Below are 26213 nucleotides of genomic sequence, written 5' to 3'. Positions count from 1 at the left end.
CCGGGGCCCGGTCGCCCCGGGGCCCCGTCGATCCGGGGTGTCGTCCCCAAGCGCCGCCGGACATCCTCCGGCGCTTGGGAGCGGGGCCCGGGGACCGCCGCCCGGCGGGCTACTTCACGCCCAGAACCTGCTCGATCGGGTCGATCGCGAAGTACACCGCGAACAGCGCCGCCGTCGTCCACAGCAGCCAGTGCACCTCCCGGGCCTTCCCCAGCACCGTCTTGATGACGACGTACGCGATGAACCCGGCCCCGATGCCGTTCGTGATCGAGTAGGTGAACGGCATCAGCGTGACCGTCAGGAACGCCGGGATCCCGATCTCGTACTTCTCCCACTCGATGTGCCGCACCTGTGTCATCAACAGGAAGCCGACCACGATCAGTGCCGGCGCCGCCGCCTGCGCCGGCACCACCGTCGCCAGCGGCGTCAGGAAGAGCGCGAGGCCGAACAGCGCGCCCGTGACGACCGAGGCGAAGCCGGTGCGCGCGCCCTCGCCGACTCCCGCCGCCGACTCGATGTAGGCGGTGTTGGAGGAGGACGAGGCCACACCGCCCGCCACCGCCGAGGCGCCGTCGATGAGCAGGACACGGCCCAGGTTCGGGACATCGCCCTTCTCGTCGAGCAGTCCGGCCTCGTTGGAGACGCCGACGACCGTGCCCATCGTGTCGAAGAAGTCGCTCAGGACGAGGGTGAAGACGAACAGGACGACGGTGACGGCACCGACCTCGGCGAAGGAGCCGAAGAGGCTGAAGGAGCCGAAGAGCCCGAAGTCGGGCCAGGCGACGACGTCGGCGGGCACGGACGGCACGGTCAGGCCCCAGGCGAGCGGATCGATGGTGGCGAGCTCGTTCACGACGATCGCGACGACGGTCGTCGTGACGATGGAGATGAGGATCGCGCCGCGCACCCTGCGGGCCATCAGGGAGATCGTGAGCAGCACGCCGAGGCAGAAGACGAGCACGGGCCAGCCGGAGAGCTGCCCGCTCGCGCCCAGCTGCACCGGAACGGAACCGGTCTCGCCGGGGATACGGGTCACGAAGCCCGCGTCGACGAAGCCGATGAACGCGATGAAGAGCCCGATGCCGACGCTGATCGCCTGCTTGAGCTGCTGCGGGATGGCGTGCATGACGGCCTCGCGGAGCCCGGTGACGACCAGCACGCAGATGACGATGCCTTCGAGGACCACGAGCCCCATGGCGTCGGCCCAGCTCATCGTCGGCGCGATCTGGTAGGCGACGACGGCGTTCAGGCCCAGTCCGGCGGCGATCGCGAGCGGGAGGTTGCCGCCGAGGCCCATGATCGCGGTCATCACGGCGGCGACGAGCGCGGTGGCCGTGACGAGCTGCGGTCCGGAGAGCTGCGTGCCGAACTTGTCCTCGGCACCGCCGAGGATGATCGGGTTGAGCACGAGGATGTAGGCCATCGTGAAGAACGTGGCGAAGCCGCCTCGTACCTCACGTGCGAAGGTCGATCCGCGTTCGCTGATCCTGAAGTAGCGGTCGACGGCGTTCCGTTCCCGCGGTTGCGGCATGGGCTCTCCCGGTGTTCTGCGTGTGCTGCGTCTTCTGGGGGTGCTTCTGCGTGTGCTGCACGGTCTGCGCCGCCGGCAGGCGGGCAGCCGCCGGAACAAGGCGCCCGTACGCCCGTACGCCCGTACGCCGGAAAGCAGGGCGACTTCCCCATCCGGCCAGGCCGCTCCCGCTGCCACCATGCCCGGATGAGCAAGGTCATGGTCCTCCGGAACCGCAACGCGGCGCTGTATTTCACCGGGATCGTCGCCTCCGGTTTCGGCACGACGGCGTTGCGGCCGGTCTCCGCCATCCGGGTGAAGACGCTCACCGGCTCGGACGGCTCGGACAGTCCGGCCGCGCTGACGGTCTTCGCGATGCGGGCGCCGACGCCGGCCGACCACTGCACGGGGCGGTCGCCGACCGGGTCCGCGGACGCCCGCTCCTCGTCGCGGTCGACATCGCCATGGCGTTGCTGCCGCCGACACTGCTGCTGCTCGACTCGGCGGACCGGGTGTGGTCCATGACGCGGCGGAGACGGCCCTGCTCGCGGGCGCGGTCGACCGGCCGCCGTTGATCGCACCGGCCGCCGCTGATCGCACCGACCGCCGTTGATCGCGCCGCTCGCCGCGACGGGCTGTCCGTCCGGTTCGGCGGGGCGTCGATGGCCCTGCCGAACCGGCCGGCCCTCAGTCCAGCCGGGACAGTGCGTCCCTGACGGCCGCCAGATCGGCGTCGGAGGCCAGGCCCGCGTGGTACAGCCGCAGTTCGGTCGCCCCGAGCGAGGCGGCCCGTGCCGCGTCGGTGGCGAGCGTGCCCGGGCTGCCGCCCATGCCGGAGACGACCGTGAGGTTGGCGGCGACGACGGAGGCCGCCGAGGCGTGCTGGGCGAACGGCCGCACCGACTGCGCGCCGCCCGTGCACGGCACGACCACCCCGTCCGCGACGCCCAGGATGTGCGCCGGATCGACCCCGGCGTTCGCCCCGCAGCGGTACGCGACCGGGTCGGCGTGCAGCAGCACCTGGAAGCCCTCGGGCGCCGCCGCACGTACGGCCGCGACGACGGCCTCCTGGAGGGTCCGTGCAGTCCGCGTACGGAACTCCAGCGTGAGCGCGGTCAGCTCGCCGCCGAGCAGCTTCTCGATGGGGGTGTCCGCGGGCACGCTCCCCTGCCACACCGGCTCCAGCGCGGCGCGCACGGCCGGGCCCAGCTCGCCGGGGTCCACGCCGAGTGCCGCGTACCCGTCGCGGCACGCGGGGCAGAAGCACAGCGACATCGCGTACTGGGCGGCGTCGCCGAGCGCGACGCCCGCGATCTTGTCATGGGCGTGCAGATGCGCGAGCCCGTACCAGCCGCAGGACTCCAGCTCGGTGCCGCGCGCCCCCGGCCGTACCGCCGCCTCGACCGCGAGGCCCTGCAGATACGCGCGCACGGCGGGCTGGGCGATGCAGGGCGCCCAGGGATAGCGGTCGCCGAAGGCGTTGACCACGGAGGTGCCGGGGTGTTCGGCGCCGAGCCGGGAGTTGTGGGCGAGGACGACCCAGGTGTGTACGGGGAGCCCCGCGTCGGCGAGGGCTTCGGCCGCCTGTCCGTACGCGTCCCCGGGCGCCCAGGACCCGGCCGGGTACGGCCTGAGGGTGCATCCCTCCCACTGCTGCGCGCCCGGCGGGTAGAGCACCGACGCGTGCTCGGCGGTGACGATGCGGTGGCGGGGGTGGCGCGGGGTCAGGGCGCGGGTGGAGTGGTAGGCGGCGGCGAGGGTGACCTGGCGGACGCCGAGCGCGGCGACGCGGCCGGCGGCGTCCGGGTCGCCGTTGACGTCCCAGGGGTAGAGGAAGGCGCCGGCCCTCACGCGGCCGCTCCGTCCCCGAGGAGGGCGTAGCCGCGCGCGACGATGTCGGCGAGCTCCTTGACGTGGGCCGCGGACGGCTCGCTCAGCGGCGGCCGTACCTCGCCGACGTCCTGTCCGCGCATCCGTACCGCCGCCTTGACGAGTGAGACGGCGTATCCGCGGCCCTTGGCGCGGAGTTCGACGAGCGGCCGGTAGAAGCCGTCCAGCAGGCGCTCGGCCGTGGCGTCGTCGCCGTCGGCCAGCGCACGGTGGAAGGCGAGGGCGATCTCGGGGGCGAAGCAGAAGACGGCGGACGAGTAGAGGGTGATGCCGATGCCGCGGTAGGCGAGGCCGGTGAGCTCGGCGGTGGGCAGCCCGTTGAAGTAGAGGAAGTCCCGGCCGGGAGCGCCGGTGCGGACGGCGCTGACGATGCGCTGCATCAGGTCGAGGTCGCCGTAGCCGTCCTTGAGGCCGATGATGCCGTCGGTCGCGGCGAGTTCGACGACGGTCTGCGGGGTGAAGACGGCGTTGTCGCGCTGGTAGACGATGACGTCGAGCGCGGTGGCGGAGGCCAGGGCGGTGTAGTGGCGCAGCAGTCCCGCCTGGTCGGCGACGACGAGGTACGGCGGCATGGCGAGGATGCCGTCGGCGCCCGCCTCCTCGGCGAGCCGGGCGTACCGGACGGCGAGGGCCGTGCCGTATCCGGCGCCGGCGAGGACCGGGACGCGGCCCGCGGTCTCCTCGACGGCGGCTGCCACGCAGTCACGGAACTCCTCGGGCGTCAGCGCATGGAACTCGCCGGTGCCGCAGCAGGCGAAGACGGCGCCGGCGCCCGCCTCGACACCGGAGCGCACATGGGCGCGGAAGGCATCGAGGTCGAGGGCGCCGTCCGGCCCGTACGCGGTCACGGGGAAGAACAGCGGCCCGGGGGCACTGGTGAGCCGGGCGGCGAGCGGGGCTGAGGTCACGGACGCTCCCTGTGGCCGTGCACCGAGCGATCAGGCTCGTGCAGCATTCTGATCCACGTCTATGTTTCTGAACATGACCACGCTAGGGCAGCCGCCGGGCGGGGGTCAAGACGGCCGACGACGCCGCGCGCAGTGGAAAACCGCAACTCAGAGGCGGAGTTGACCGGTCGGCAGGACACTTGACTCCGCCCGGAGCGGCTCCTTAGCGTGTCCACGCTTGTGAATGGCGTCCATAAACGTCTATGGATCAGGAACAGCTCTCCATCGCGTCGAGGGGAACCCACCACCATGCCCGCACCCCGCACCGTCCTGCTCACCGGCGCCGCCGGCGGCCTCGGCACCCTGATGCGGGGGCTGCTGCCCGCGTACGGCTACGAACTGCGCCTCCTCGACATGAACCCGATCGACGGGCAGCCCGGGGCCATCACGGCGGACCTCGCGGACAAGGACGCGCTGCGCGAGGCCGTACGCGGCGCCGACGCGATCATCCACCTGGCCGGCATCTCGCTGGAAGCCTCCTTCGAGAAGATCCTCCGCGCCAACATCGAGGGCACGTACAACCTGTACGAGGCCGCCCGCGAGGAGGGCGTCGGCCGCATCGTCCTCGCCTCCAGCAACCACGCCGTCGGCTTCACCCCGCGCCCCCGCGAGGGCGACCCGCTCATCCCGGTCGACGCGCCCCACCGCCCCGACACCTACTACGGTCTGTCCAAGTGCTTCGGCGAGGACCTCGCCCAGCTCTACTGGGACCAGCACGGCGTCGAAACCGTGTCCGTCAGGATCGGCTCCTGCTTCATGGAGCCGAACAGCGTGCGGATGCTCTCCGTCTGGCTGAGCCCGGGCGACGGCGCGCGCCTCTTCCACGCCGCGCTCACCGCGGAGGGCGTCGGACACACCGTCGTCTACGGCTCGTCGGCGAACACGCGCCTGTGGTGGGACCTGTCGACGGCCCGTGCGCTCGGTTACGAGCCGCAGGACGACTCGGAGCAGTACGCGGAGAAGCTCGTCGCCGAACAGGGCGAGCTGGACCCGGAGAACCCGGCCCATGCCCATCTGGGCGGGCACTTCGTGACGGACCCGCCGCGCTGGCCGCACTGAGGCGGTAATCGGGGTGCCCCGCGCGGCCGCGACCGGCATGATGCGGGCCATGCCCAGACCTTCAGGCTTCCACTACGAGCAGCGGCGCGACGGCAGCGTCGTCCTCACCCACCACGGCCGCGCCGCGGGCACCCTGCGCGGTGCCCGCGCGGAGAAGTTCCTCACCGAGGTGGAGTCGGGGGACGCCCAGCTGGTGATGGCCCGCTGGACCGGCGCGTACCGGTTCGGGAACGAGCGGACCGCCCGGCAGCACCCGAGGAACCGCGCGGGACGCTGACAGGCCCTCGCGTCCCGGCAGGGGGGTACGGGGCGCCCCGGGTGCCGGCGGCGGTGCGCGGCGCCCGGGCCGATCGGGCGAAGGTAAGGGAACGGCAAAGCCGCTTCGCTCGTTACCCCAGGCATGACAGCTATGACCCCCGGCTCGAACATCCCCCTGGCCGCCACCCGTGTCGCGGTGGACGTCGCCGCGCCCGTGCGGCTCGACGTATCGGGCCTGCTGCTCACGGCCGACGGCAAGGTGCGTTCGGACGACGACTTCATCTTCTACAACCAGCCGGCCGGTCCCGGCGTGACCCACCGGTCCGGCGGCGGCACGGCCCCCGACGCGATCATCGTCGACACCGGTGCCGTGCCGGCCGGAATCGAGAAGATCGTCGTCACGGCGAGCCCGGACGCCGCGGGGCAGACCTTCCAGGGCATCGAGCCCACCGCCACGATCCGCAACGCCGACGGCGGCGCGGTGCTGGCGTCCTTCACCCCGCCCCAGCTCGGCGCGGAGACCGCGCTGGTGATCGTGGAGATCTATCTGCGCAACGGGGCGTGGAAGGCCCGCGCCGTCGGCCAGGGCTATGCGAACGGGCTGGCGGGCATCGCCACCGACTTCGGCGTCTCGGTCGAGGAGGAGCCGGCCGCGGCCCCCGCGGCGGCGCCGACGCCCGCCCCGATCGCGCCCCCGGCCGCTCCGACGGCGCCCCCGGCCGCTCCGACGGCGCCCCCGGCCGCACCCGCGGCCCCCGCCGCGGCACCGGCGGCCGCCGCCCCCGCGCCCGCGGCTCCCGCGCCCGGCGCCGGGAAAATCAACCTCGACAAGGGCCGGGTCAGCCTCCAGAAGAACCAGACCGTGTCCCTCGTCAAGGGCGGCCGCCCTCTGCTCTCCCAGGTCAAGATGGGCCTCGGCTGGGAGCCCGCGTTCCGCGGCAAGGACATCGACCTGGACGCGTCCGTCATCGCGTACGGCCCTCAGCGCAACCATCTGGACAGCTGCTACTTCGGCAAGCTCTCCATCCTCGGCGGCTCGATCAAGCACTCGGGCGACAACCTGACCGGCGAGGGCGCGGGCGACGACGAGGTCATCGTCGTGGATCTGGGCCGGCTCCCGGCCGAGGCGACGGGACTCGTCTTCACGGTCAACTCCTTCTCCGGCCAGAAGTTCACCGAGGTCGCGAAGGCGTACTGCCGGCTGATGGACGCCGCGACGGGCGAGGAGCTGGTGCGCTTCGACCTCACCGGTGCCGAGCCGCAGACGGGTGTGATGATGGCCAAGCTCATCCGGCAGTTCTCCGGCGAGTGGGAAATGACCGCGATGGGTGAGTTCGTGAAGTCCCGCACGGTCCGCGGCATGGTGAAGCCGGCCGCGCAGGCGCTCTGACGTTCCGGAGCCTGGGGTCGTCGCGGTGCGGCGGCCCCAGGTCCGGCTCGGTCAGAGTTTGGCCAGTTTGGTGAATGGGCTCAGGATTCTTCCCTGTCGCCCCGAGAAATCGACGAGGACGGCATTGTCGCCCTCGACCGCGAGGACTCTTCCGAGTCCGAACTGATCATGCGAGACCCGGTCTCCGACCTCGAACTGCTCGATCGGGGGACTGACCGGGGTGTTGCGGTGGAAGGGACTGGACGGCAGGTGGCGCCGGGAACCGGCTGACTTTGTCATTACCTGAAGTATGCGCCCTCGGGCCACTACCGATTCAAGCCCCCACCCGAGGGCAGTTCTCCTTGGGGCCGACGGTCAGCCCAGCGAACGCCGCCAGGGGCCCGTGATCGCGAGCATGATGCCCGGGGTCTGGATGCTCGCGTACAGCGTCCGCCCGTCCGGCGAGAAGACGACACCGGCGAATTCGCTGTACTCCGGCTCCTCCTCGGTGCCCATGTTCAGCTCGTTGCGGGCGATGGGGTACGTACGCCCGCGCTCGGTGGCACCGAAGAGGTGCTGGATGCCCTCACCGTCCTCGGCGATGATCAGGCCGCCGTACGGCGAGACCGTGATGTTGTCCGGGCCGTCGTAGGCGCCGTCCTTCGACGGGTCCGCGTTGACGCCGAGCAGCACCTTGAGCGTGAGGGTCCGGCGCCGCGGGTCGTAGAACCAGACCTGGCCGTCGTGCGGCAGGCCCGGGCTCTCGTCACGGGCGTACGAGGAGACGATGTACGCACCGCCGTCCGCCCACCACATGCCCTCCAGCTTGCGGGCCCGGGTGACCTCGGTGTCGGCGAACTGCTTGCGCACCGGCACGGTCCTGGCGTCGCGGTCCGGGACGTCGACCCAGTCCACGCCGTACACCGTGCCGGTCTTCGTGGCGCGGGACAGGTCGTCCACGAAGCGGCCGCCCGCGTCGTAGCACTTGGGCGCCTGGAGCAGGCCGGCGTTCTCGGGGATGTGGCGCAGCCGGCCGCGACCGTGCTGGAAGCCGGCCGGCGGGACCCAGCGGTAGAAGAGGCCGTTGGGGCCCGCGGAGTCCTCGGTGAGGTAGGCGTGGCCGCGCTTGGTGTCGATGACGACGGCCTCGTGCTCGTACCGGCCGAACGCCTTGATCGGCATGGGGCGGCGGTTGGCACGGCGGTCGTAGGGGTCGACCTCGAAGACGTAGCCGTGGTCCTTGGTCATGCCGTTCTCGCCGGCCCGGTCGGCGGTCTCCTCGCAGGTCAGCCAGGTGCCCCACGGGGTGCGGCCGCCCGCGCAGTTCTGGGAGGTGCCGGCGATGCCGACCCACTCGGCCGTGCGGCCGTCGCGCTGGACCTCGACGACGGTGCAGCCGCCGGCCGCGGCCGGGTCGTACACGAGTCCCTCGGCGAGCGGGACGGGGAACTCGTGGCCCGCGCGGGCACCCTTGAGCTCGTGGTTGTTGACGAGGAGGGTGACGCCGCGGGGGCCCTCGAAGGTGGCCGTGCCGTCGTGCTTGGCGGGGGTGAACTCGCCCGACTCCAGCTTGGTGACACCGCCGTGGGTGAGGATGCGGTAGGAGAAGCCGGCGGGAAGCGCGAGGATGCCCTCCGGGTCGGGGAGGAGCGGGCCGTATCCCGGCTCGTGCCCGTGCCCGTGGCCCTGGCCGTCGTGGGCGGCCTCCGGCGCCGTCTCCCCGGTGTAGTCCTCGGCGGCGAGCGCGCCCGGCGCGGTGGCGAGCGCGCCGACGCTGCCGGTGAGGGCGATGCCCGCGCCGGTGAACGCTGACTGTCTGGTGAATTCCCTGCGGCTGAGCGGCATCGCGGTCTCCTGAGTGCTGCTGGGTGGCGTGGTGCGTGGAGGTCTGGCGGTGCGAGTCTGCGGGGGCAACGCTCTCGCCCACGCATAAACGCCAGTTGAACACGGTGCGACGTCCCCCCGGCGGATCCCGGCGGGCTCAGGGGACGTCCCCCCCCCGGGGTCCCCGGGACCAGGGTGCTCACACGGCGGCCCGGCGGGAGTCGTACCGCAGCGCCGCCGCCGTGGCCACCGCACCCGCGGCCTCCCAGAGGGCCACGCCCAGGAAGCCGGACGGCGCCCGGCCGGCGATCACCGCGACGGTGAAGACCGTGAAGGTCAGCAGGCGGAACGGGACCGTCCAGCGGAAGAAGGCTCTCCAGTCGGACAGGGACGCCAGGATGTAGTAGACGCCCATATTCACCGCGGCCATCGAGGAAGCGGTGATGAAAACGACGGTGTAGTCGCCCTCCGTGCGTCCGTCGCCGGATATGGGCTCGAAGCCCATGAGGCCGATGAGGGCGTCGGGGGCGATCAACCCCACCACACCGAGGGCGGCGGCGAGGACGCCGAACACCGCCATGGTCCAGCCGGACAGGGAACGGGGCAGGGGGCGCACGAAGTCCTCCGTATGCAGGGGGAGTTGAGGATGCAGGAAGCGGGAACGCCCCCTGCATATCGTGCGCGCCGCCCCGGCCCGCCACCGGGGTGGCCTCCGAGCGGAAAGGGCACGCCCGCCGGCATCAGGCCAGGGCGCCGGCGGCCACCTCCGCCAGCTCGTCGGCCGACTCGGGGGTCAGACGGTAGAACCCCCGGAGGCTGATGGAACGTTCGAGGCGGCCGTCCACCACGTACTTGAGACCGCGGGTCCGGCCGCGGGCGTTGCGCCAGGTGAGCCGCGCCAGAAGATCGCCGGGGATCGCCACGTCGAAGCGCACGGGCGTCGCGTCCACGTGCACCGCCATGGCGCCGCAGCCGTCGGCGCCGAGCATCGACCAGTCGGCGTGCCCGGGGAACGCCGGGTCCTGCCACGTCGCGGGGGCGGTGCCGCAGCACTCGCGCCGCTCGATGTCGAGCACCCGCATCCGGCTCACCACGGACACGACGCGCCGGTTGACGTGCAACGCGAACACCTCGGCGCCGGCACGGGCGCCCGTCCAGGCGGGCAGCGAGGAGTGAACGCCGCTGAAGGCGACCGGCGGCCGCTCGCCCACGCGACCCGCCTTGCGCAGGGCACGGCAGGTGTCATGGGTCCACAGGACGGTGAAGGCATCAGGCATGGCGTGATCCTATGAACGAGCACCGACAACCTGCCGGTCACAGCACCAGGGGGGACCGGTGGATCACGCTGGGCTCGCGCCCGATCCACCGGACACTTCTAGGTCGTGTCTTCAAAGTCCCGTCTGCCCGGTGACGCCTGGCACGCTCCTCCCCCTGAGCTCGCGCCTGGGAGGTGCCCCCACCCCCGTGGCCTTCGGGCACGGGAGGTGCCCTGACCGCATGGACTCCCTCCTCTGCCTTGCGATCGCACGCACCAGACGCCGCCGGGCCCGCCCTCCGGGCGGACGACGCCACTGTGAAGACACTCCCTAGCCGAGCGCCGCCTTCATCATCTTCTGCGCGACCGGCGCTGCCAGGCCGTTGCCGCTGACCTCCGTGCGGGACGCGCCCGAGTCCTCGATGATCACCGCGACGGCCACCTGCTTCCCGGTGCTCGTGTCCTTCGCGTACGACGTGAACCAGGCGTACGGCGTCTTGCTGTTGTTCTCGCCGTGCTGGGCCGTGCCCGTCTTGCCGCCCACCTCGGCGCCGTCGATCCGCGCGTTGCCGCCCGTGCCGTCCTCGACGACCGTGACCATGGCACTGCGCAGCTGCTTCGCCGTCGACGAGGACACGATCCGCTCGGTGCCGGCATCGTCGTAGCTCTGCAGGGTGTCGCCCTCCGCGTCGACGACTTCGGAGACCATATGCGGGGACGCCATGAGCCCATCGTTGGCCAGGGTGGCGGACACCATCGCCATCTGCAACGGAGTCGCCGTCACATCGAACTGGCCGATACCCGTCAGCGCGGTCTGCGCCGCGTCCATGTTGTGCGGATACACGCTCGTCCAGGCGCGCACCGGCACGTCCCGCTCCTTGTCGTTGAAGCCGAACTTCTCCGCCATGGCGCGGAGCTTCTCCTGGCCCAGGTCCGCGGCCATCTTCCCGAAGACGTTGTTGCAGGAGTACTGGAGCGCCGTGCGGATCGTCGCGTTCTCGCAGGGTGCGGAGGGGTTCTCGTTCTTCAGGACGGTGCGGGTGTTCGGGAGCGTGTACGGGGACGGGCTGTCCGTCCGCTCGTCCACCGAGGAGTACAGACCCTCCTCCAGCGCCGCCGCCGCGACGACCAGCTTGAACGTCGAGGCCGGGGGCAGCGGCTGCCGCAGCGCCCTGTTGAGCGTCGGCTGGTCCTTGTCGCCGGTGAGCGCCTTCCAGGCGGCGCCGTCCGTCGTGCCGGTGATCTTCGACGGGTCGTACGAAGGGGTGCTGACCACGCCCAGGATCCGCCCGGTCCCCGGGTCGATCGCGACCGCCGCGCCCTTCTTGTCGCCGAGCGCCTTGAAGCCGGCGCGCTGCACGGCGGGGTCGATCGTGGTGAGCACGCCACCGGGCTGGGCCTGCTTGCCGGTGAGCACGTCCAGCGGGTTCTTCAGACGGTTGTCGGTGCCGTCGAGCACCTTGCTGTAGATGCCTTCGAGCTGGGTCGCGCCGTACGCCTGCGAGCTGTAGCCGGTGACCGGCGCGTAGAGCTCGCCGTCGGTGTAGGTGCGCTTGTACGCGAGGTCGCTGCCCTTCGTTCTCTTCGAGCCGGTGACCGGCGATCCGGCCACGACGATGTCACCGAGCGGCTGCGCGTACTGTGCGATGGTGTTCCGCCGGTTGTGCTGGTTGTCCGCGAGGGCCTTGGCCTCGTACGCCTGCACCCAGGTGGCCCGCAGCAGCAGGGCGAGTACCAGGAGCAGGCTGAAGACCGCGGCGCGCCTGATTGTCTTGTTCATCCCTGGGAGGGACGAGTGGCCCGGAGTGGTCCGTTCCGTTCTGCCGGGTTTCTCAGGGAATCCTCATCCGGTCGCCGTGCCGGCGGTCACAGGCGGTCACAGGCGGCGCGTCGCCAGCGTCAGCCGGTCCCGCGCGTCGAACAGCGCGTCCTTGATCATCTGCTCATGGGCCGGGGTCAGCCGGGCCACCGGCACCGAGCAGCTGATCGCGTCGCGCGCCGGGGTGCGGTAGGGGATGGCGACGCCGAAGCAGCGCAGCCCCAGCGTGTTCTCCTCGCGGTCCACGGCGTAGCCCTGCTCGCGGATCTGGTGCAGCTCCTCGATGAGCTGCTCCCGGTCGGTGAGGGTGTGCTCGGTCAGCGAGGGCAGCGTCTCCGGGAGCATCTTGCGCACCTGCTCGTCGCTGTGGGTGGCGAGCAGCGCCTTGCCGAGCGAGGTGGAGTGGGCCGGGAGCCGGCGGCCGACGCGGGTGAAGGGCCGCAGATAGTGCTGCGACTGCCGGGTGGCCAGATAGACCACGTTCGTACCGTCGAGCCGCGCGAGGTGGATGGTCTCCGTGGTGTCGTCGGAGAGCCGGTCGAGGGTGGGCCGGGCCGCCGCGACGACCTCGTCCCCGTCGATGTACGAGGTGCCGACGAGCAGGGCCCGCACGCCGATGCCGTACCGCGTGCCCGTCGCGTCCGTCTCCACCCAGCCCAGCTCGACGAGGGTGCGCAGCAGCATGTAGAGGCTGGACTTGGGGTAGCCCACGGCTTCCTGGACCGCCGCGAGCGAGTGCATACCGGGGCGTCCTGCGAAGTACTCGAGCAATTCGACCGTCCGCACCGCGGACTTGACCTGTGCCCCACCCTGCTCGACAGCTGCCATGGCCCTCACCCTTCTTGACCGCGCAGAACGCCCGGAAATAGAGTCCCCACATCCCTGTGCATTCAGCATCGGGAACTGCGTTCAGAATACCGAACAACTCCGGGAAGGAAGCCGCGGTGGGAGCAGCACCAGTCTGGAGTGTGGACCCCCGAACCGGGAAGCCGCGCGAGCAGGTTGCCGTCGAGGCCACGGCCGACGAGGTCGACCGGGTCGTACGGGCCGCCGACGCCGCCCGTCCCGCGCTCGCCGACCGGACGGTCCGCGCCGCACTCCTCCGTACGGCAGCGGACCTCCTCGACGAGGCGCGCGACCACGTCATCGAGGCGGCCGATGCCGAGACCGCCCTCGGCCCCGTGCGGCTCACCGGCGAACTCGCCCGGACCACCGCCCAGTTGCGGGCCTTCGCCGACGTCGTCGACGAGGGCGCCTTCCTCGACATCCGCATCGACCACGAGGACGCGGGCCGCACCCCGCCGTGGCCCGACCTGCGCCGCTGGAAGATCCCCCTCGGCGTCGTCGCCGTCTACTCCGCGAGCAACTTCCCGCTCGCCTTCTCCGTGCCCGGCGGCGACACCGCCAGCGCACTCGCCGCCGGCTGCCCCGTCGTCGTGAAGGCCCACCCGGACCATCCGGCCACCTCCGAGCTGTGCGCCTCGCTGCTGCGCAGGGCCGCCCGGCAGACGGGCCTCCCGGAGGACGTGGTCGTGCTGGTGCACGGCTTCGACGCGGGAGTCGAGCTCGTACGCCACCCGCTGGTCGCCGCCGCCGGCTTCACCGGGTCGGTACGCGGCGGGCGCGCCCTCTTCGACGCCGCCGCCGCCCGGCCCACCCCCATCCCCTTCCACGGCGAGCTCGGCTCCCTCAACCCGGTCGTGATCACCGAGGGCGCCGCCGCCGAGCGGGCCGAGGCGATCGGCACCGGCCTGGCCGGGTCGATGACCCTGGGCGAGGGCCAGTTCTGCACCAAGCCCGGCTTCGTCCTCGCCCCGGCGGGCGACGCCGGCGACCGGCTGGTGAAGTCCCTGACGGCCGCGGTGAGCGAGACCGAGCCCGGCGTGATGCTCGACCACCGGATGCGCGATGCCTTCGTCGCGGGCGTCGGCGAGCGGGCCGCGCTCGACGGCGTCGAGGCCCCTGTCACCCCCGGCGCGGGCGGCGAGCACACCGTGAGCGCGGGCTTCCTGACCGTGCCGGCGGGGCGGCTGGCCGCCGACGGCCCGCACGATCTGCTCCTGGAGGAGTGCTTCGGGCCGGTCACCGTCGTCGCCCGTTACGAGACCCCGGACGAGATCGGGGCCGTACTGTCCCGGCTCCCCGGCAATCTCACCGCCACGCTCCACACCGCCGCCGCCGACGACCCCGCGGCCGCCGGGCTCGTCGCCGCCCTCACCCCCCTCGCCGGCCGGATCCTCGTCAACGGCTGGCCCACCGGCGTCGCCGTCGCCCCCGCCCAGCACCACGGCGGCCCCTACCCGGCCACCACCTCCACCTCCACCTCGGTCGGCGCGACGGCGATCGAACGCTGGCTGCGCCCCGTCACCTACCAGTCGGCACCCCCCGCGCTCCTCCCCCCGGAGCTGCGCGACGACAACCCGCTCGGCCTTCCACGCCGGGTCGACGGCCGCCCGGAGGGTCTGGAAGGCTGACCGCGTGACCGACGAGATCACCCTGCCCGAACTGCCCTTCCCGCTGCGCCCGTACGGCCCCGACGCCGACTGGTCCTACGAGAACGGCAGGCTCACCGGATGGGCGGGCGCACGGCAGGACCGTTTCGTCCCTCCCACCGGCGACGCCGAGGAACCGGCCTCCGACGCGCCGCGTCTCCTCGGCGCGCCGGAGGGCGATTTCCAGCTGATCGCCCGTGTGAAGGTGGGCTTCGGCGCGGCCTTCGACGCGGGCGTGCTCTATCTCCACGTCACCGAGAGGGAGTGGGCGAAGCTCTGTCTGGAGCTCTCCCCGGACAAGCCGACGATCTGCACGGTCGTCACCCGGGGCCACTCCGACGACGCCAACTCCTTCGTGGTGGACGGCGACAGCGCCTGGCTGCGGATCAGCCGCACGGGCGGCGCCTTCGCCTTCCACGCCTCGTCGGACGGCGAGCGGTGGACCTTCGTCCGCATCTTCGCCCTCGGCAGCCGGGAGCAGGCGGAGGCCGCGCTCGTCGGCTTCATGACGCAGTCCCCGGTCGGCGAGGGGTGCGTCGCCGGCTTCGACCGCATCGAGTACCGGCCGGCCTGGCCTGAAGGGCTGCGGGACGGTTCCTGATCAGGGGGAATGAACAAAGGCCACGCGCGCGTTCACCCCTGGACGGAGGTCCCCGGCAGAGAGCCCGGAGACGAAGCGGAAAGCGGAGAAAGCGGAGACATGCGCGTCGAGATCTGGAGCGACATCGCCTGCCCCTGGTGCTACATCGGCAAGGCACGCTTCGAGAAGGGCCTCGCGGCCTTCGCCCACCGCGACGAGGTCGAGGTGGTGCACCGCTCCTTCGAGCTCGACCCGGGCCGCGCCAAGGGCGACACCGCGCCCGTGATCGACATGCTGGCGCGGAAGTACGGCCGCACGATCGAGGAGGCCCGCGCCATGGAGGAGCACGTCGCCTCCAACGCACGCGCCGAGGGCCTCGGCTACCGGACCGAGGGCCGCGACCACGGCAACACCTTCGACATCCACCGCCTCCTCCACCTCGCCCGTTCCCACGGCCGCCAGGACGAGCTCCTGAGCCTCGCCTACCGGGCCAACTTCGCCGAGGAGCGCTCCGTCTTCGACCCCGAGGTGCTGGTCGAGCTCGCCGTCGAGGCGGGCCTGGACGCGGAGGAGGCCCGCGCGGTCCTCACCGACCCGGACGCCTACGCCGACGCCGTACGGGCGGACGAGCGCGAGGCCGCCGAGCTGGGCGCGAACGCCGTGCCGTTCTTCGTCATCGACCGTCGCTACGGGGTCTCCGGCGGACAGTCCGCCGAGGTGTTCACGCAGGCGCTGGAGCAGGCGTGGCAGGGGAGGACGATCGTTCCGGTGGGGGCGGACGCGGACGGCGGCGCGGATGCGGGTGCCTGCGGCCCCGACGGTACGTGCGACGTTCCGCAGGCCTGATCGCGGGACCCGGGTGGTAGATCTGGACACATGGACTCTCTCGGAGGCGCCGAGTTCGCGCCGAGGTCGACATATCTGAACACCTCCAGCTGCGGCGTCCTGCCGCGCCGCACGGTCGACGCGGTCAGGAGACTCGTCGAGGAGAACGGGGACGGGCGTCCGGGCGGCGCGGGGGACTTCGCCACCATCGACGCCTCCCGCGCCTCCTTCGCCCGCCTCGTCGGCGTGGCCGAGGAGCGGGTGGCGGCAGGCGGTTCCGTCGCCGTGCATGTCGCACTGATCGCGGGCTCCCTGCCGTCCGGCTCCGAAGTGCTCTTCCCCGAAAGGGAGTTCAGCTCCGTCGTCACCCCTTTCACGGTCCGCGGCGACCTGAAGGTGCGGTACGCGCCGCTCGACGCGCTCGCCGACGCCGTACGCCCCGGGACCGCACTGGTCGGGCTGTCCGCCGTGCAGTCGGCCGACGGCCGCGTCGCGGATCTGGCGGCCGTCCGGGCCGCCGCGACCGCGCACGGCGCGCGGGTCCTCGTCGACGCCAGCCAGTCCGCGGGCTGGCTCCCGCTGGACGCGGGGGCGTACGACTTCACCGTCACCGGCGCCTTCAAGTACCTGCTCTGCCCGCGCGGCACGTCGTTCCTCACCGTCACCGAGGAGGCCCAGGAATCACTGGCCCCGGCGCACGGCGGCTGGTGCGGCGCCGAGGAGGCCCAGGAATCACTGGCCCCGGCGCACGGCGGCTGGTGCGGCGCCGAGGACCGCTGGGGGAGCACCTACGGTCCGGTGCAGCGGTTCGCCACCTCGGCGCGGCGCTACGACGAGCCGCCGTCCTTCCTGGCCTACCACGGTGCCGAGCAGTCCCTCGCCCTGCTGGAGCAGATCGGCATCGCGACGGTCCACGCCCACAACACCGCCCTCGCGGCCCGCTTCCGCGCCGGGCTGACGGAGCTCGGCCACGCACCGGTCCCCGGGGACTCGGGCATCGTCGCCGTTCCGGGACTAGGCGGCCGGCAGCCGGAGCTCGCCCGGGCCGGGGTCGTCGTCTCGGCCCGCGCGGGCAATCTGCGGGTCTCGTTCCATCTCTACAACTCGGACGCGGACGTCGACAGGGCGCTGGACGTGCTCTCCGGCTGAGCCGAGGTGCTCCCGGGACGGGCCGCGGCCGGCTCCGCTGCCGGCGCGGCGCCCGCCGGATCCTGCCCCTGGCACTCCGCCGCCTCCACGCAGAGATTCGCCTCGACCTTCGCCAGCAGCCGGATCAGCTCGGCCCGCTCGGCCGGGTCGAGGCCGGCGAGCGTGTGGTCCTCCAGCTCGCTCCACGCCCGCGCCACGTCGGCGTGGAGCGCGCAGCTCGCGTCTGTCGCCTCGACGAGCACCGCTCGCCGGTCCGCGGGGTCGGGCCGGCGCCGTACATGCCCGGACTGCTCAAGCCGCTGGAGCATCTTGGTGACGGTCGACGGGTCGAGCGCGACCGCCTTGATCAGGTCCGACTGCCGCACGGGCCCGGTCTCCCAGAGGTGCATCATCACCATTTCCTGGCCGGGGTAGAGCCCGAGCCGCCTGAGCAGCTTGCCGGCGGCGATGCGGTGGAGCCTGGCGACCCGGGAGACGGCATGGCTGACGGGGCCGCCGCGCGCGGCGGCGGGCAGCAGTTCGTCGGCGGTACAGGCGGGGTCGGCTCCGGAGTTCATCGGGTCTCCTCAGGGCTCCTCTGGCATGGTGTGCGCGGGTCCGTGGTGCGCGGGATCCGGGATCCACGGGCGCTTCCGACGTTCCCACACACTCCTGCCCCCAGATTACCTTGGTCGGCCAATTAATCCGCTACAGTGGGGCTCGGCCGATTTACTTGGCCGACCAATTTTGTCTGTTACGGGAGCCCTCATGACCACCGCGTTCGACCCGATCGACCTCTCCGGCACACGGCTCGCCAACCGCATCGCCATGGCGCCGATGACCCGCAGCCGCGCCTACGGCCCGGGCCTCACCCCCACCGACTCCACCGTCGAGTACTACGCCCAGCGCGCATCGGCCGGCCTGATCATCACCGAGGGCATCCAGCCCTCCGTCATCGGCCAGGGCTACCCCGACACCCCGGGCCTGCACTCCGGCGAGCAGATCGCCGCCTGGCGCAGGGTCACCGACGCCGTGCACGCCGCGGGCGGCCGGATCTTCGCCCAGCTCATGCACGCGGGCCGCATCGGCCACCCGGTGCTCTGGCCGGACCGGGAGCTGCTCAGCGTGGGGCCGTCCGCCGTCGCGGCGGACGGCCAGCTCTACACGCACGAGGGACCCAAGGACTTCCTCCCGCCGCGCGAGCTGTCGGGCGACGAGGTGCGCGCCACCGTGGGCGAGTTCGCGGACGCCGCGCGCAACGCGATCGAGGCCGGCTTCGACGGCGTGGAACTGCACGGCGCCAACGGCTACCTCATCCACCAGTTCCTCTCCACCAACAGCAATCTGCGCACCGACGAGTGGGGCGGCTCCGTCGAGAACCGCGTCCGCTTCGCGGTGGAGGCGGCCAAGGCCGTGGCGGCGGCGATCGGCGCCGAGCGCACCGGTCTGCGCCTCTCGCCCGGAAACGTGTACAACGGCATCGCCGAGACCGACACCGAGGCGACGTACCTCGCACTGGTCGAGGGCCTGGAGCCGCTGGGCCTCGGCTATCTGCACATCACCGAGAACGCCCCGGTCCGGGAGCTGACACTGGCACTGCGCAAGCAGTTCAGCGGCACGCTCATCCTCAACCCGTCGACCGAAGGACCGACCGACCACGCCGCGCTCGCCCTGATCGAGGACGGCGCAGCGGACATCGTCGCCTTCGGTGCGCTGTTCCTGGCCAACCCCGACCTGCCGGTACGGCTGAGGTCCGCAGGCCCGTACAACACCCCGGACCCCGCCACGTTCTTCGGCGGCGGCGACAAGGGCTACACCGACTACCCGGAGCTCACCGCCTGACGCGGGCACACGCACGGAGGGCCGGCCGCGCACCCGCGACCGGCCCTCCGCACGTATCCCCGGCGTCACCTCACCGGAGTGCTGCATCTTCCGGGGGCGACCCCCGGACCCCCGGCCCGGGAGTGGTCACCTCACCGGAGTGCTGCATCTTCCGGGGGCGACCCCCGGACCCCCGGCCCGGGGGTGGTCACCTCACCGGAGTGAAGTCCCGCGCGCCGATGAACGACGGGCGCGGCACCGGCGCCGCGAAGGGGGCCTGCGCCGCGTTCTCGACGCTGTTGAACACGATGAAGACGTTGCTGCGCGGATACGGCGTGATGTTGTCACCGGAACCGTGCATCGCGTTGCAGTCGAACCAGGTCGCCGACCCCGCGCCGCCGGTGAAGAGCCGGATGCCGTGCCGGTCCGCGAACGCGGTGAGCGCGCCGTCCGACGGCGTCCCCGCGTCCTGCATCTGCAGCGACTTCTTGTAGTTGTCCTTCGGCGTCTCGCCCGCGCAGCCGAGGAACGTCCGGTGCGAGCCCGGCATGATCATCAGGCCGCCGTTGGTGGCGAAGTTCTCGGTGAGCGCGATCGACACCGACACGGTCCGCATCCGCGGAAGCCCGTCCTCCGCGTGCCAGGTCTCGAAGTCCGAGTGCCAGTAGAAGCCCGAGGCCCCGAAGCCCGGCTTGACGTTGATCCGCGACTGGTGGACGTACACGTCCGAGCCGAGGATCTGCCGCGCCCGGCCCACGACCCGCTCGTCGCGCACCAGACCCGCGAAGACCTCGCTGATCCGGTGCACCTCGAACACCGACCGCACGTCCTGGGACTTCGGCTCGACGATCGAACGCTCGTCGGCCCGCACGGCCGGGTCGGTGACGAGCCGCTCCAGCTCGGCGCGGTAGACGGCGACCTCGTCCGGGGTGATCAGCTCCTCGATCGCGAGGAAGCCGTCGCGCTCGTACGCCTGCATCCCGGACGGGGCGATCGGGCCCGGCGCCCCTGGCGAGGACCAGACCACCGGGTCCTGGCGGGGGACGGCCGTCTCGGTGGCGCCGCGGGTCGGGTAGAGGTCGGTGATCGCAGTGGTCATCCGTCAGTCCTCCTCCGTGATCAGGGGGTAGACGCCGTTCTCGTCGTGGTCCTCCCGTCCGGTGACGGGCGGGTTGAAGACGCACACGCAGCGGAAGTCGGTCTTGGGGCGCAGCGTGTGGCGCTCGTGACCGTCCAGCAGATACATCGTGCCCGGCTCGATCCAGTGGGTCTCGCCGGTCTCGTCGTCGGTCAGCTCGGCCTCGCCCTCCACGCAGAGCACGGCCTCGATGTGGTTCGCGTACCACATCGACGTCTCCGTACCCGTGTACAGCACGGTCTCGTGGAGGGAGAAGCCGACCTTCTCCTTCGCGAGCACGATGCGCTTGCTCTCCCAGGTGCCGGACTTGGACCTGACGTGCCGGTCGGTGTTCTCGATGTCCTTGAACGATCGGACGATCACGGTGGGTTCAGAACCTTTCTCTCTGTTCGGTGTGCCGGGTCAGGCGGTCTCACGGACGGCGCGGGCGACGGTGCGCAGCCCCTCGTCCAGCTCGTCGGGCGTCACCGTGAGCGGCGGCAGCAGCTTCACGACCTCGCTCTCCGGACCCGACGTCTCCAGCAGCAGACCCAGTTCGAAGGCGCGCGCGCAGACTGCGGCGGCCCGGCTCCTGTCGGCGAACTCCAGGCCCCAGACCAGCCCGCGGCCCCGGAAGTGGGCACCGTCGGCGGAGTTCTCGTCGGCGATCGCGAGCAGCGCCTGCTCGACCTGCTCGCCGCGGGCGAGGGTCTGCTTCTCCATCTGGCCGTCGGACCAGTAGGTGTCCAGCGCGGCGGCCGCGGTGACGAAGGCCGGGTTGTTGCCGCGGAACGTGCCGTTGTGCTCGCCCGGCTCCCAGACGTCCAGCTCCGGGTTGAACAGGCAGAGGGACATGGGCAGTCCGTAGCCGCTGATGGACTTCGACAGCGTCACGATGTCCGGGGCGATGCCCGCCTCCTCGAAGGAGAAGAAGGCACCGGTGCGGCCGCAACCCATCTGGATGTCGTCGACGATCAGCAGCATGTCCTGGCGGTGGCACAGGTCGGCGAGCGCGCGCAGCCACTCGCCGCGGGCCACGTTGATGCCGCCCTCGCCCTGCACGGTCTCGACGATGACCGCGGCGGGCTTGTTGAGGCCCGAGCCCTGGTCATCGAGCAGCCGCTCGAACCAGAGGAAGTCCTGGACCTGGCCGTCGAGGTAGTTGTCGAACGGCATCGGCGTGCCGTGCACCAGCGGGATGCCGGCGCCGGCCCGCTTGAACGCGTTGCCCGTGACGGCGAGCGAGCCCAGCGACATCCCGTGGAAGGCGTTGGTGAACGACACGATCGACTCGCGGCCCTTCACCTTGCGTGCCAGCTTCAGCGCCGCCTCCACCGCGTTGGTGCCGGTCGGGCCGGGGAACATCACCTTGTACGGCAGGTCGCGCGGGCGCAGCACGATGTTCTGGAAGGACTCGAGGAAGGCGCGCTTCGCCGTCGTCGCCATGTCCAGGCCGTGCGTGATGCCGTCGCGCTCCAGGTAGTCGAGCAGCGCGCGTTTGAGTACGGGGTTGTTGTGGCCGTAGTTGAGTGAGCCGGCACCGGCGAAGAAATCGAGGTAGGTGTGGCCGTCCTCGTCGGTGAGGCGGGCGCCCTGCGCGCGGTCGAAGACGGCGGGCCAACCGCGGCAGTAGCTGCGCACCTCCGACTCCAGGGCCTCGAAGACACTCAGGGCAGGCGGGGTGATGGTCACAGCGTTCTCTCCTGGTGTGGGGGTCGGACAGAGCTCAGTGCGTGATCGGGTCGATGCGGTACAGCACTTCGGGCTGATGCGCCCCGTCGGGGAACAGTCCGCCGTCGAAGAGGACCTCGCGCTCCAGGGCGGCGCCGTGCCGGGCCGCGTAGGCGGTGAAGAGACGGTCGGAGGCGGTGTTGTCGGGGGTGACGGTGGTCTCGACCGACTGGATTCCGCGCGCGCCGCCGACCCGGTGGGTCAGCGCGTCGAGGAGCGTGCCGGCCAGTCCCCGGCCGCGGTGCTCCGCGTCGACGGCGACCTGCCAGACGACCAGCGTCTGGGGGCGCTCGGGCCGGATGTAGCCGGTGACGAACGCGATCGGCTCGCCGTCCGTGCCGCGGGCCACCACGGAGGTCGCGGCGAAGTCGCGGCACCACAGCAAATAGCTGTACGAGGAGTTGAGATCCAGTACCTCGGAGTCGCGGGCGATTCTCCAGATCGCGGCTCCGTCCTCCACGCGTGGGCTGTCGATGCTCAGTGCGGTGGTCATGCGGATTTAATTTACCCAGCGAATTCGCAAATTGCATCGAGGAGAGGGGTTGGGTGAAGCGCCCTTCTGTGTTATCGCGCGGGCGCGCGCACCTGCGCGAGTCGGCGGGACGGTGGCGGCGAACTCTCCCTTTTTGACCGGGAGTTATCAGGCCAAAGGGTGTGCTGATGTGGAGTCGGTCACAAACTCGTAACGCGTCCGGAATGCGGCTCGAGCCGTCTTCGATCTTGTCGGAACTTTGGCGTTTAGGGTCCGGGAAACCGGGCAGAAGAATGCGGGGAGCTGCTTTCCGTAAAGCAGCTCCCCGCATTCTTTAATTCACGGGATATTTATTTGCCATAAGGCCGGTCATTACCCGTGCCAGGCGGCTTCGACGGCGCTCAGGGCGCCTTCCGCGTCCGTCTCTCGGCCGTACTCGCGGAGCGCCGCACCCAGCGCGGCCAGGGACGCGCGCACGGCGTCGGGCGTCGCGTCCGCGCCGTAGTGGTTCACGCGGATCATCTCGGCCGACAGTGCGCCACCACCCGCCACCAGCGGCAGCGACGGATCCTCGGCCAGCGCCTTGGTCACCAGCGCGGCGGCGTCGATCCCGGCGGGCGCGCGGAGCGTCGTCGCCACCGGCGCCGCGTCCCTCGCCTCGTGGACGTACGGCGCCAGACCGCCGCCCAGCGCGAGCGCACCCGCACGGGCCGCCGCCGCGGCCGAGGCATGCCGCGCCGTCAGCGCCTCCAGGCCCTCGGCCTCGATCCGCTCCAGGCAGGCGTCGAGCGCCAGCATCTCCAGTTGCGCGGGCGCGTGCAGCAGCGCCCTGCGGCCGCCGTCGATCCAGCGCTCCTTCCAGTCGAGGAGCGAGAGGTACGAGCGCCGGGGCGCGGCCGGGTTCGCCGCGAACCGCTCCCAGGCCCGCTCGCTCACCGACACGGCCGAGACGCCCGCCGGACCGCCCATCGCCTTCTGCGCGCCGATCACGCACAGGTCCACGCCCCAGGCGTCCGGCAGCAGCGGCTCGGCGCCCACCGACGCGACCGCGTCCAGCATGAACAGCGCTCCGTGGACCCGGACCACCTCACCGATCTCCGCGACCGGATTGGTGTTGCCGGTCGCCGCCTCGGCGTGCACCAGCGAGACGAAGTCGATCTCCGGACGCTCCTCCAGCGCCCGCGCGATCTGCGCGGCCGTCACGGCGGTGTGGAAGGGCACCGCCAGGTCCACGACGGACGCCCCGCAGTCGCGCAGCCAGTTCCCGAAGGTCTGGCCGTAGGGGCCCGTCACGACGTTCAGCGCCGTGGAACCCGGCCGGGCGCCGCTTCGGATGCAGCCCTCCAGCGGCAGCAGCGCCTCGCCCTGGGTGACCACCACGTCCTGCTCCGTGGAGAGCAGTGCGGCCACCCGTCGCTCGATCGCAGCGAAATGCGAGGCCGTCAGGGGTGTCAGGTCCAGAAACGGGTGTGTCACGGCGTTGCTCTCTTCGAAACGGAGGTCGTCGACTGTCCTCGTCGAGGGTAGAGCAGGGCTCGTAGAGTGCTGGTCATGAGCGATCACGTGGTGCTGCATGTGAAGGGGCGGGTGCTCGTCGGGCCGGAGGAGGTCCGGGACGAGCTGTGGGTGGTCGACGGCCGGATCACCTATGACCGGCCCGTGTCCGCCGCCGACGTACGGACCGTCCGGGGCTGGGCCCTGCCGGGCCTCGTCGACGCCCACTGCCACGTGGGGCTCGACCGGCACGGCGCGGTCGACGAGGCGACCAGCGAGAAGCAGGCGCTCACCGACCGGGACGCGGGCACCCTGCTCCTGCGGGACGCCGGCTCACCCTCCGACACCCGCTGGATCGACGCCCGCGAGGACCTGCCGAGGATCATCCGGGCCGGCCGGCACATCGCCCGCACCCGCCGCTACATCCGCAACTACGCCCACGAGATCGAACCCGCCGACCTCGTCGCCTACGTCGCCCAGGAGGCCCGGCGCGGCGACGGCTGGGTCAAGCTCGTCGGCGACTGGCTCGACCGCGAGGCGGGCGACCTCGGGGCCTGCTGGCCGCGCGACGCCGTCGAGGCGGCCATCGCCGAGGCGCACCGGCTGGGCGCACGCGTCACCGCCCACTGCTTCGCCGAGGACTCGCTGCGGGATCTCGTCGAGGCGGGCATCGACTGCATCGAGCACGCGACCGGACTCACCGACGAGACCATCCCGCTCTTCGCCGAACGCGGTGTCGCCATCGTCCCCACGCTCGTCAACATCGCCACCTTCCCGCAGCTCGCCGACGGCGGCGAGGCGAAGTTCCCGCGCTGGTCCGCGCATATGCGACGGCTGCACGAGCGCCGCTACGACACGGTCCGCTCGGCGTACGACGCGGGCATCCCCGTCTACGTCGGCACCGACGCGGGCGGCTCCCTGCCGCACGGGCTCGTCGCCGCCGAGGTCGCCGAGCTCGTCACGGCGGGCATCCCGGCGACGGAGGCCCTCTCGGCCACCGCCTGGGGCGCCAGGAGCTGGCTCGGCCGGCCGGGCCTCGACGAGGGCGCGCCCGCGGACCTCGTCGTGTACGAGGCTGACCCCCGGGCCGACGTACGGGTGCTGGCAGCGCCGACGAGGGTGGTCCTGCGGGGGCGCGTCATCGGTTGACGGAGCGTGACGCGGGGCGGGCCCGGCTCGTTCCCGTTCCTCATGCGCACCACGCCCGGGTCGACCGGCGCACGCCCCGAATGTCCGCCGTGTGGGCGGACCTGAGGGAACGTTCGTCCTCATGCAATCGAACGCGAGCGCGGAAACCCACCTTTCGAGTGAACTCACCCCAGGTGTCTGCCGGTTCACTCTCGGTGCGTAAGTATTCGGGTGTTCTCCGTCGCCGCCGCCGCCCACGAGTCCCCGTGGCGGGCGGCCCGGCGACGCCATGTCTCTTGTGGGGGTTCCACCACCTTGAACAGCAACACCTTCCGCATGCCCGTACGCCGTTCCGCAGCCGCCGCGGCCGCCGCCGCGCTGGCGGTCGGCGGTCCCGTGGCGTTCGCCGCGCCCGCCCAGGCCACGGGCGGCGGAGACGGGCGGGCGAGCGCGGTCGTGCTCCGGACCGGCCTCGACGTCTCCCTGCTCAACAAGACCCTCAACGTGCCGCTCAAGGCATCCCTCAACGAGGTCCAGGCACCCGCGAGCGCCGAGAAGACCGCGCTCACCGTCCAGGTGGAAGGCGTCGACCAGGGGCGGCCGCTGAACGTGCTGCGCGCGGAGGTCGCGAGCGCGAAAGCCACCGCCGACCGTGAGAAGGCCGAGGGATCCGTGACCCTCGCCCACGCGAAGGTGCACGTGCCGGGGCTGCCGCTGCTCTCGCTCATCGAGGTCGAGGAAGTCACCTCCCGGGCGGTCTGCGCGGCCGGCGAGAAGCCCGTGGCCGAGTCCAACCTGCTCGGTACGGTCAGGGTGCTCGGCAAGAAGGTCACGCTCACGGCGGGCGGCACGACCCGGGTCGAGGTGCCGGGCGTCGGCGAGGTCCGGCTCGACGTGTCCCGTAGGGAGACGACCTCGCGGACGGCGGCGGCCACGGCGCTCGAACTGGCGGTGTCCGTCAACCCGTTGAAGCTGAACGTGGCGGAGGTGCAGGGGTCGGTGACGCTGGCGGCGGCGACCTGCGAGGCGCCGAAGCCGGCGTCCGCGGTGCCGCCGGCCGCGACGCCCTCCGCCACGCCCTCAGCGCCGCCGGAGGTGGAGCCGCAGACCGTCCCGAAGGAGAACCTCGCGGAGACGGGCGGCAGTTCGGCCACGCCGTACGTCGCGGCGGGCGCCTTCGCCCTCCTGGCCGCGGGCACGGCGGGCGTGGCGCTTGCCCGCAGGCGCGCGCGGGACTGAGGCGGGGGCGTTCGCCGCGTTCGGGGGTGCGGTGTTGCCCTTTGCCGGGTGGGCACCCGGGGTCCTTGTCCTCAAGCGCCGGACGGGCTGGGGGTGGGCGGTGTTGCCCGGTGGCGGGTCGGCACCCGGGGTTCTTGTCCTCAAACGCCGGACGGGCTTGGGGTGCGCCCGGTGGGTGGTCCGGTCCGGGGCCCCTCCGGGCTCGACTCCTCGGAGGCGGCGGCGCTCTGCTCTGCCGCGTTGGGAACCCGGTGC

The 26213-nt window shown here is 72.0% G+C and carries 26 protein-coding genes; 11 read left to right on the top strand and 15 right to left on the bottom strand.

The features are described 5' to 3' along the window. Positions 1–109: 109 nt before the first annotated feature. Positions 110–1531 (bottom strand): NCS2 family permease, encoded by a 1422-nt coding sequence (locus tag KK483_RS07065; RefSeq protein WP_262004347.1) that lies wholly within the window; start codon positions 1529–1531, stop codon positions 110–112. Positions 1532–1717: 186 nt separating this feature from the next. Here KK483_RS07065 and KK483_RS07060 point away from each other — a divergent pair, with 186 nt between their 5' ends. Then, positions 1718–2035 (top strand): hypothetical protein, encoded by a 318-nt coding sequence (locus KK483_RS07060; RefSeq protein ID WP_262004346.1) that lies wholly within the window; start codon positions 1718–1720, stop codon positions 2033–2035. 162 nt (positions 2036–2197) lie between these two features. On the opposite strand, the gene KK483_RS07055 is transcribed toward KK483_RS07060, so the two are convergent. After that, a complete protein-coding gene (locus KK483_RS07055) occupies positions 2198–3361 on the bottom strand; it encodes a hypothetical protein (RefSeq protein ID WP_262004345.1) in 1164 nt (387 codons plus the stop codon). Continuing rightward, positions 3358–4308 carry a 5-dehydro-4-deoxyglucarate dehydratase gene (locus KK483_RS07050; protein ID WP_262004344.1) on the bottom strand — a complete coding sequence of 317 codons (951 nt, stop codon included), beginning with the start codon at positions 4306–4308 and terminating at the stop codon, positions 3358–3360. The genes KK483_RS07055 and KK483_RS07050 overlap by 4 nt, the downstream gene beginning before the upstream one ends. Positions 4309–4596: 288 nt before the next feature. Here KK483_RS07050 and KK483_RS07045 point away from each other — a divergent pair, with 288 nt between their 5' ends. The 3 genes from KK483_RS07045 to KK483_RS07035 all read left to right on the top strand — a co-directional run bounded on the left by KK483_RS07045 (position 4597) and on the right by KK483_RS07035 (position 7054). Then, a complete protein-coding gene (locus tag KK483_RS07045) occupies positions 4597–5406 on the top strand; it encodes an NAD(P)-dependent oxidoreductase (RefSeq protein WP_262004343.1) in 810 nt (269 codons plus the stop codon). A gap of 49 nt (positions 5407–5455) precedes the next feature. After that, positions 5456–5683, top strand: coding sequence for a hypothetical protein (locus tag KK483_RS07040; protein ID WP_262004342.1), 228 nt, complete (start codon positions 5456–5458; stop codon positions 5681–5683). A gap of 132 nt (positions 5684–5815) precedes the next feature. After that, positions 5816–7054 (top strand): TerD family protein, encoded by a 1239-nt coding sequence (locus KK483_RS07035; protein WP_262009379.1) that lies wholly within the window; start codon positions 5816–5818, stop codon positions 7052–7054. A gap of 51 nt (positions 7055–7105) precedes the next feature. Here the strand turns inward: KK483_RS07035 and KK483_RS07030 are convergent, their stop codons facing one another. From KK483_RS07030 to KK483_RS07005, 6 genes are all read right to left on the bottom strand, one after another. Beyond that, a complete protein-coding gene (locus KK483_RS07030; RefSeq protein ID WP_262004341.1) occupies positions 7106–7333 on the bottom strand; it encodes a hypothetical protein in 228 nt (75 codons plus the stop codon). 75 nt (positions 7334–7408) lie between these two features. Beyond that, the gene (locus KK483_RS07025; RefSeq protein ID WP_262004340.1) at positions 7409–8878 is read right to left on the bottom strand and encodes a PhoX family protein; all 1470 of its coding nucleotides are present in this window, start codon (positions 8876–8878) and stop codon (positions 7409–7411) included. Positions 8879–9056: 178 nt separating this feature from the next. Beyond that, positions 9057–9473: a hypothetical protein gene (locus tag KK483_RS07020; RefSeq protein ID WP_399013543.1), complete on the bottom strand. Its 417-nt coding sequence runs from the start codon at positions 9471–9473 to the stop codon at positions 9057–9059. Positions 9474–9597: 124 nt separating this feature from the next. Then, the gene (locus KK483_RS07015; protein WP_262004339.1) at positions 9598–10134 is read right to left on the bottom strand and encodes a hypothetical protein; all 537 of its coding nucleotides are present in this window, start codon (positions 10132–10134) and stop codon (positions 9598–9600) included. A gap of 309 nt (positions 10135–10443) precedes the next feature. Further along, on the bottom strand, positions 10444–11892 hold the full coding sequence (locus KK483_RS07010; protein ID WP_262004338.1) for a penicillin-binding protein 2: 1449 nt from the start codon (positions 11890–11892) through the stop codon (positions 10444–10446). A gap of 96 nt (positions 11893–11988) precedes the next feature. Further along, the gene (locus KK483_RS07005; RefSeq protein WP_262004337.1) at positions 11989–12759 is read right to left on the bottom strand and encodes an IclR family transcriptional regulator; all 771 of its coding nucleotides are present in this window, start codon (positions 12757–12759) and stop codon (positions 11989–11991) included. Positions 12760–12875: 116 nt separating this feature from the next. On the opposite strand from KK483_RS07005, the gene KK483_RS07000 reads away from it, so the two are divergent. From KK483_RS07000 to KK483_RS06985, 4 genes are all read left to right on the top strand, one after another. Beyond that, positions 12876–14405, top strand: coding sequence for an aldehyde dehydrogenase (NADP(+)) (locus KK483_RS07000; protein WP_262004336.1), 1530 nt, complete (start codon positions 12876–12878; stop codon positions 14403–14405). 4 nt (positions 14406–14409) lie between these two features. After that, complete coding sequence (locus KK483_RS06995) at positions 14410–15024, top strand: DUF1349 domain-containing protein (protein WP_262004335.1); 615 nt, start codon at positions 14410–14412, stop codon at positions 15022–15024. A gap of 99 nt (positions 15025–15123) precedes the next feature. Beyond that, positions 15124–15849, top strand: a complete 726-nt coding sequence (locus KK483_RS06990; protein ID WP_262004334.1) for a DsbA family oxidoreductase — start codon at positions 15124–15126, stop codon at positions 15847–15849. Between the two features lie 30 nt (positions 15850–15879). Then, on the top strand, positions 15880–16977 hold the full coding sequence (locus tag KK483_RS06985) for an aminotransferase class V-fold PLP-dependent enzyme (RefSeq protein WP_262004333.1): 1098 nt from the start codon (positions 15880–15882) through the stop codon (positions 16975–16977). Here the strand turns inward: KK483_RS06985 and KK483_RS06980 are convergent. Further along, a complete protein-coding gene (locus KK483_RS06980) occupies positions 16926–17534 on the bottom strand; it encodes a MarR family winged helix-turn-helix transcriptional regulator (RefSeq protein WP_262004332.1) in 609 nt (202 codons plus the stop codon). The genes KK483_RS06985 and KK483_RS06980 overlap by 52 nt on opposite strands. Before the next feature lie 190 nt (positions 17535–17724). Here KK483_RS06980 and KK483_RS06975 point away from each other — a divergent pair, with 190 nt between their 5' ends. Beyond that, positions 17725–18798, top strand: coding sequence for an alkene reductase (locus tag KK483_RS06975; protein WP_262004331.1), 1074 nt, complete (start codon positions 17725–17727; stop codon positions 18796–18798). Between the two features lie 187 nt (positions 18799–18985). On the opposite strand, the gene thpD is transcribed toward KK483_RS06975, so the two are convergent. The 5 genes from thpD to KK483_RS06950 all read right to left on the bottom strand — a co-directional run bounded on the left by thpD (position 18986) and on the right by KK483_RS06950 (position 23573). Continuing rightward, positions 18986–19876: an ectoine hydroxylase gene (thpD, locus tag KK483_RS06970; RefSeq protein WP_262004330.1), complete on the bottom strand. Its 891-nt coding sequence runs from the start codon at positions 19874–19876 to the stop codon at positions 18986–18988. 3 nt (positions 19877–19879) lie between these two features. Continuing rightward, positions 19880–20278 (bottom strand): ectoine synthase, encoded by a 399-nt coding sequence (locus tag KK483_RS06965; protein WP_262004329.1) that lies wholly within the window; start codon positions 20276–20278, stop codon positions 19880–19882. Positions 20279–20317: 39 nt separating this feature from the next. Next, on the bottom strand, positions 20318–21586 hold the full coding sequence (gene ectB, locus KK483_RS06960; protein ID WP_262004328.1) for a diaminobutyrate--2-oxoglutarate transaminase: 1269 nt from the start codon (positions 21584–21586) through the stop codon (positions 20318–20320). Between the two features lie 34 nt (positions 21587–21620). Continuing rightward, positions 21621–22118, bottom strand: a complete 498-nt coding sequence (gene ectA / locus KK483_RS06955; protein WP_262004327.1) for a diaminobutyrate acetyltransferase — start codon at positions 22116–22118, stop codon at positions 21621–21623. 351 nt (positions 22119–22469) lie between these two features. Then, complete coding sequence (locus KK483_RS06950; RefSeq protein ID WP_262004326.1) at positions 22470–23573, bottom strand: alanine--glyoxylate aminotransferase family protein; 1104 nt, start codon at positions 23571–23573, stop codon at positions 22470–22472. A 75-nt stretch (positions 23574–23648) separates the two neighbouring features. Here KK483_RS06950 and KK483_RS06945 point away from each other — a divergent pair, with 75 nt between their 5' ends. After that, a complete protein-coding gene (locus KK483_RS06945) occupies positions 23649–24740 on the top strand; it encodes an amidohydrolase family protein (protein ID WP_262004325.1) in 1092 nt (363 codons plus the stop codon). A 294-nt stretch (positions 24741–25034) separates the two neighbouring features. Continuing rightward, positions 25035–25958: an SCO1860 family LAETG-anchored protein gene (locus KK483_RS06940; RefSeq protein ID WP_262004324.1), complete on the top strand. Its 924-nt coding sequence runs from the start codon at positions 25035–25037 to the stop codon at positions 25956–25958. Positions 25959–26213: the final 255 nt, after the last annotated feature.

The sequence above is a fragment of the Streptomyces sp. FIT100 genome (genome assembly GCF_024584805.1).
Taxonomy (GTDB): Bacteria; Actinomycetota; Actinomycetes; order Streptomycetales; family Streptomycetaceae; genus Streptomyces.
The sequence above is the reverse complement of the archived record's forward strand: the minus strand, read 5'-3'. Positions and strand labels throughout refer to the sequence as shown.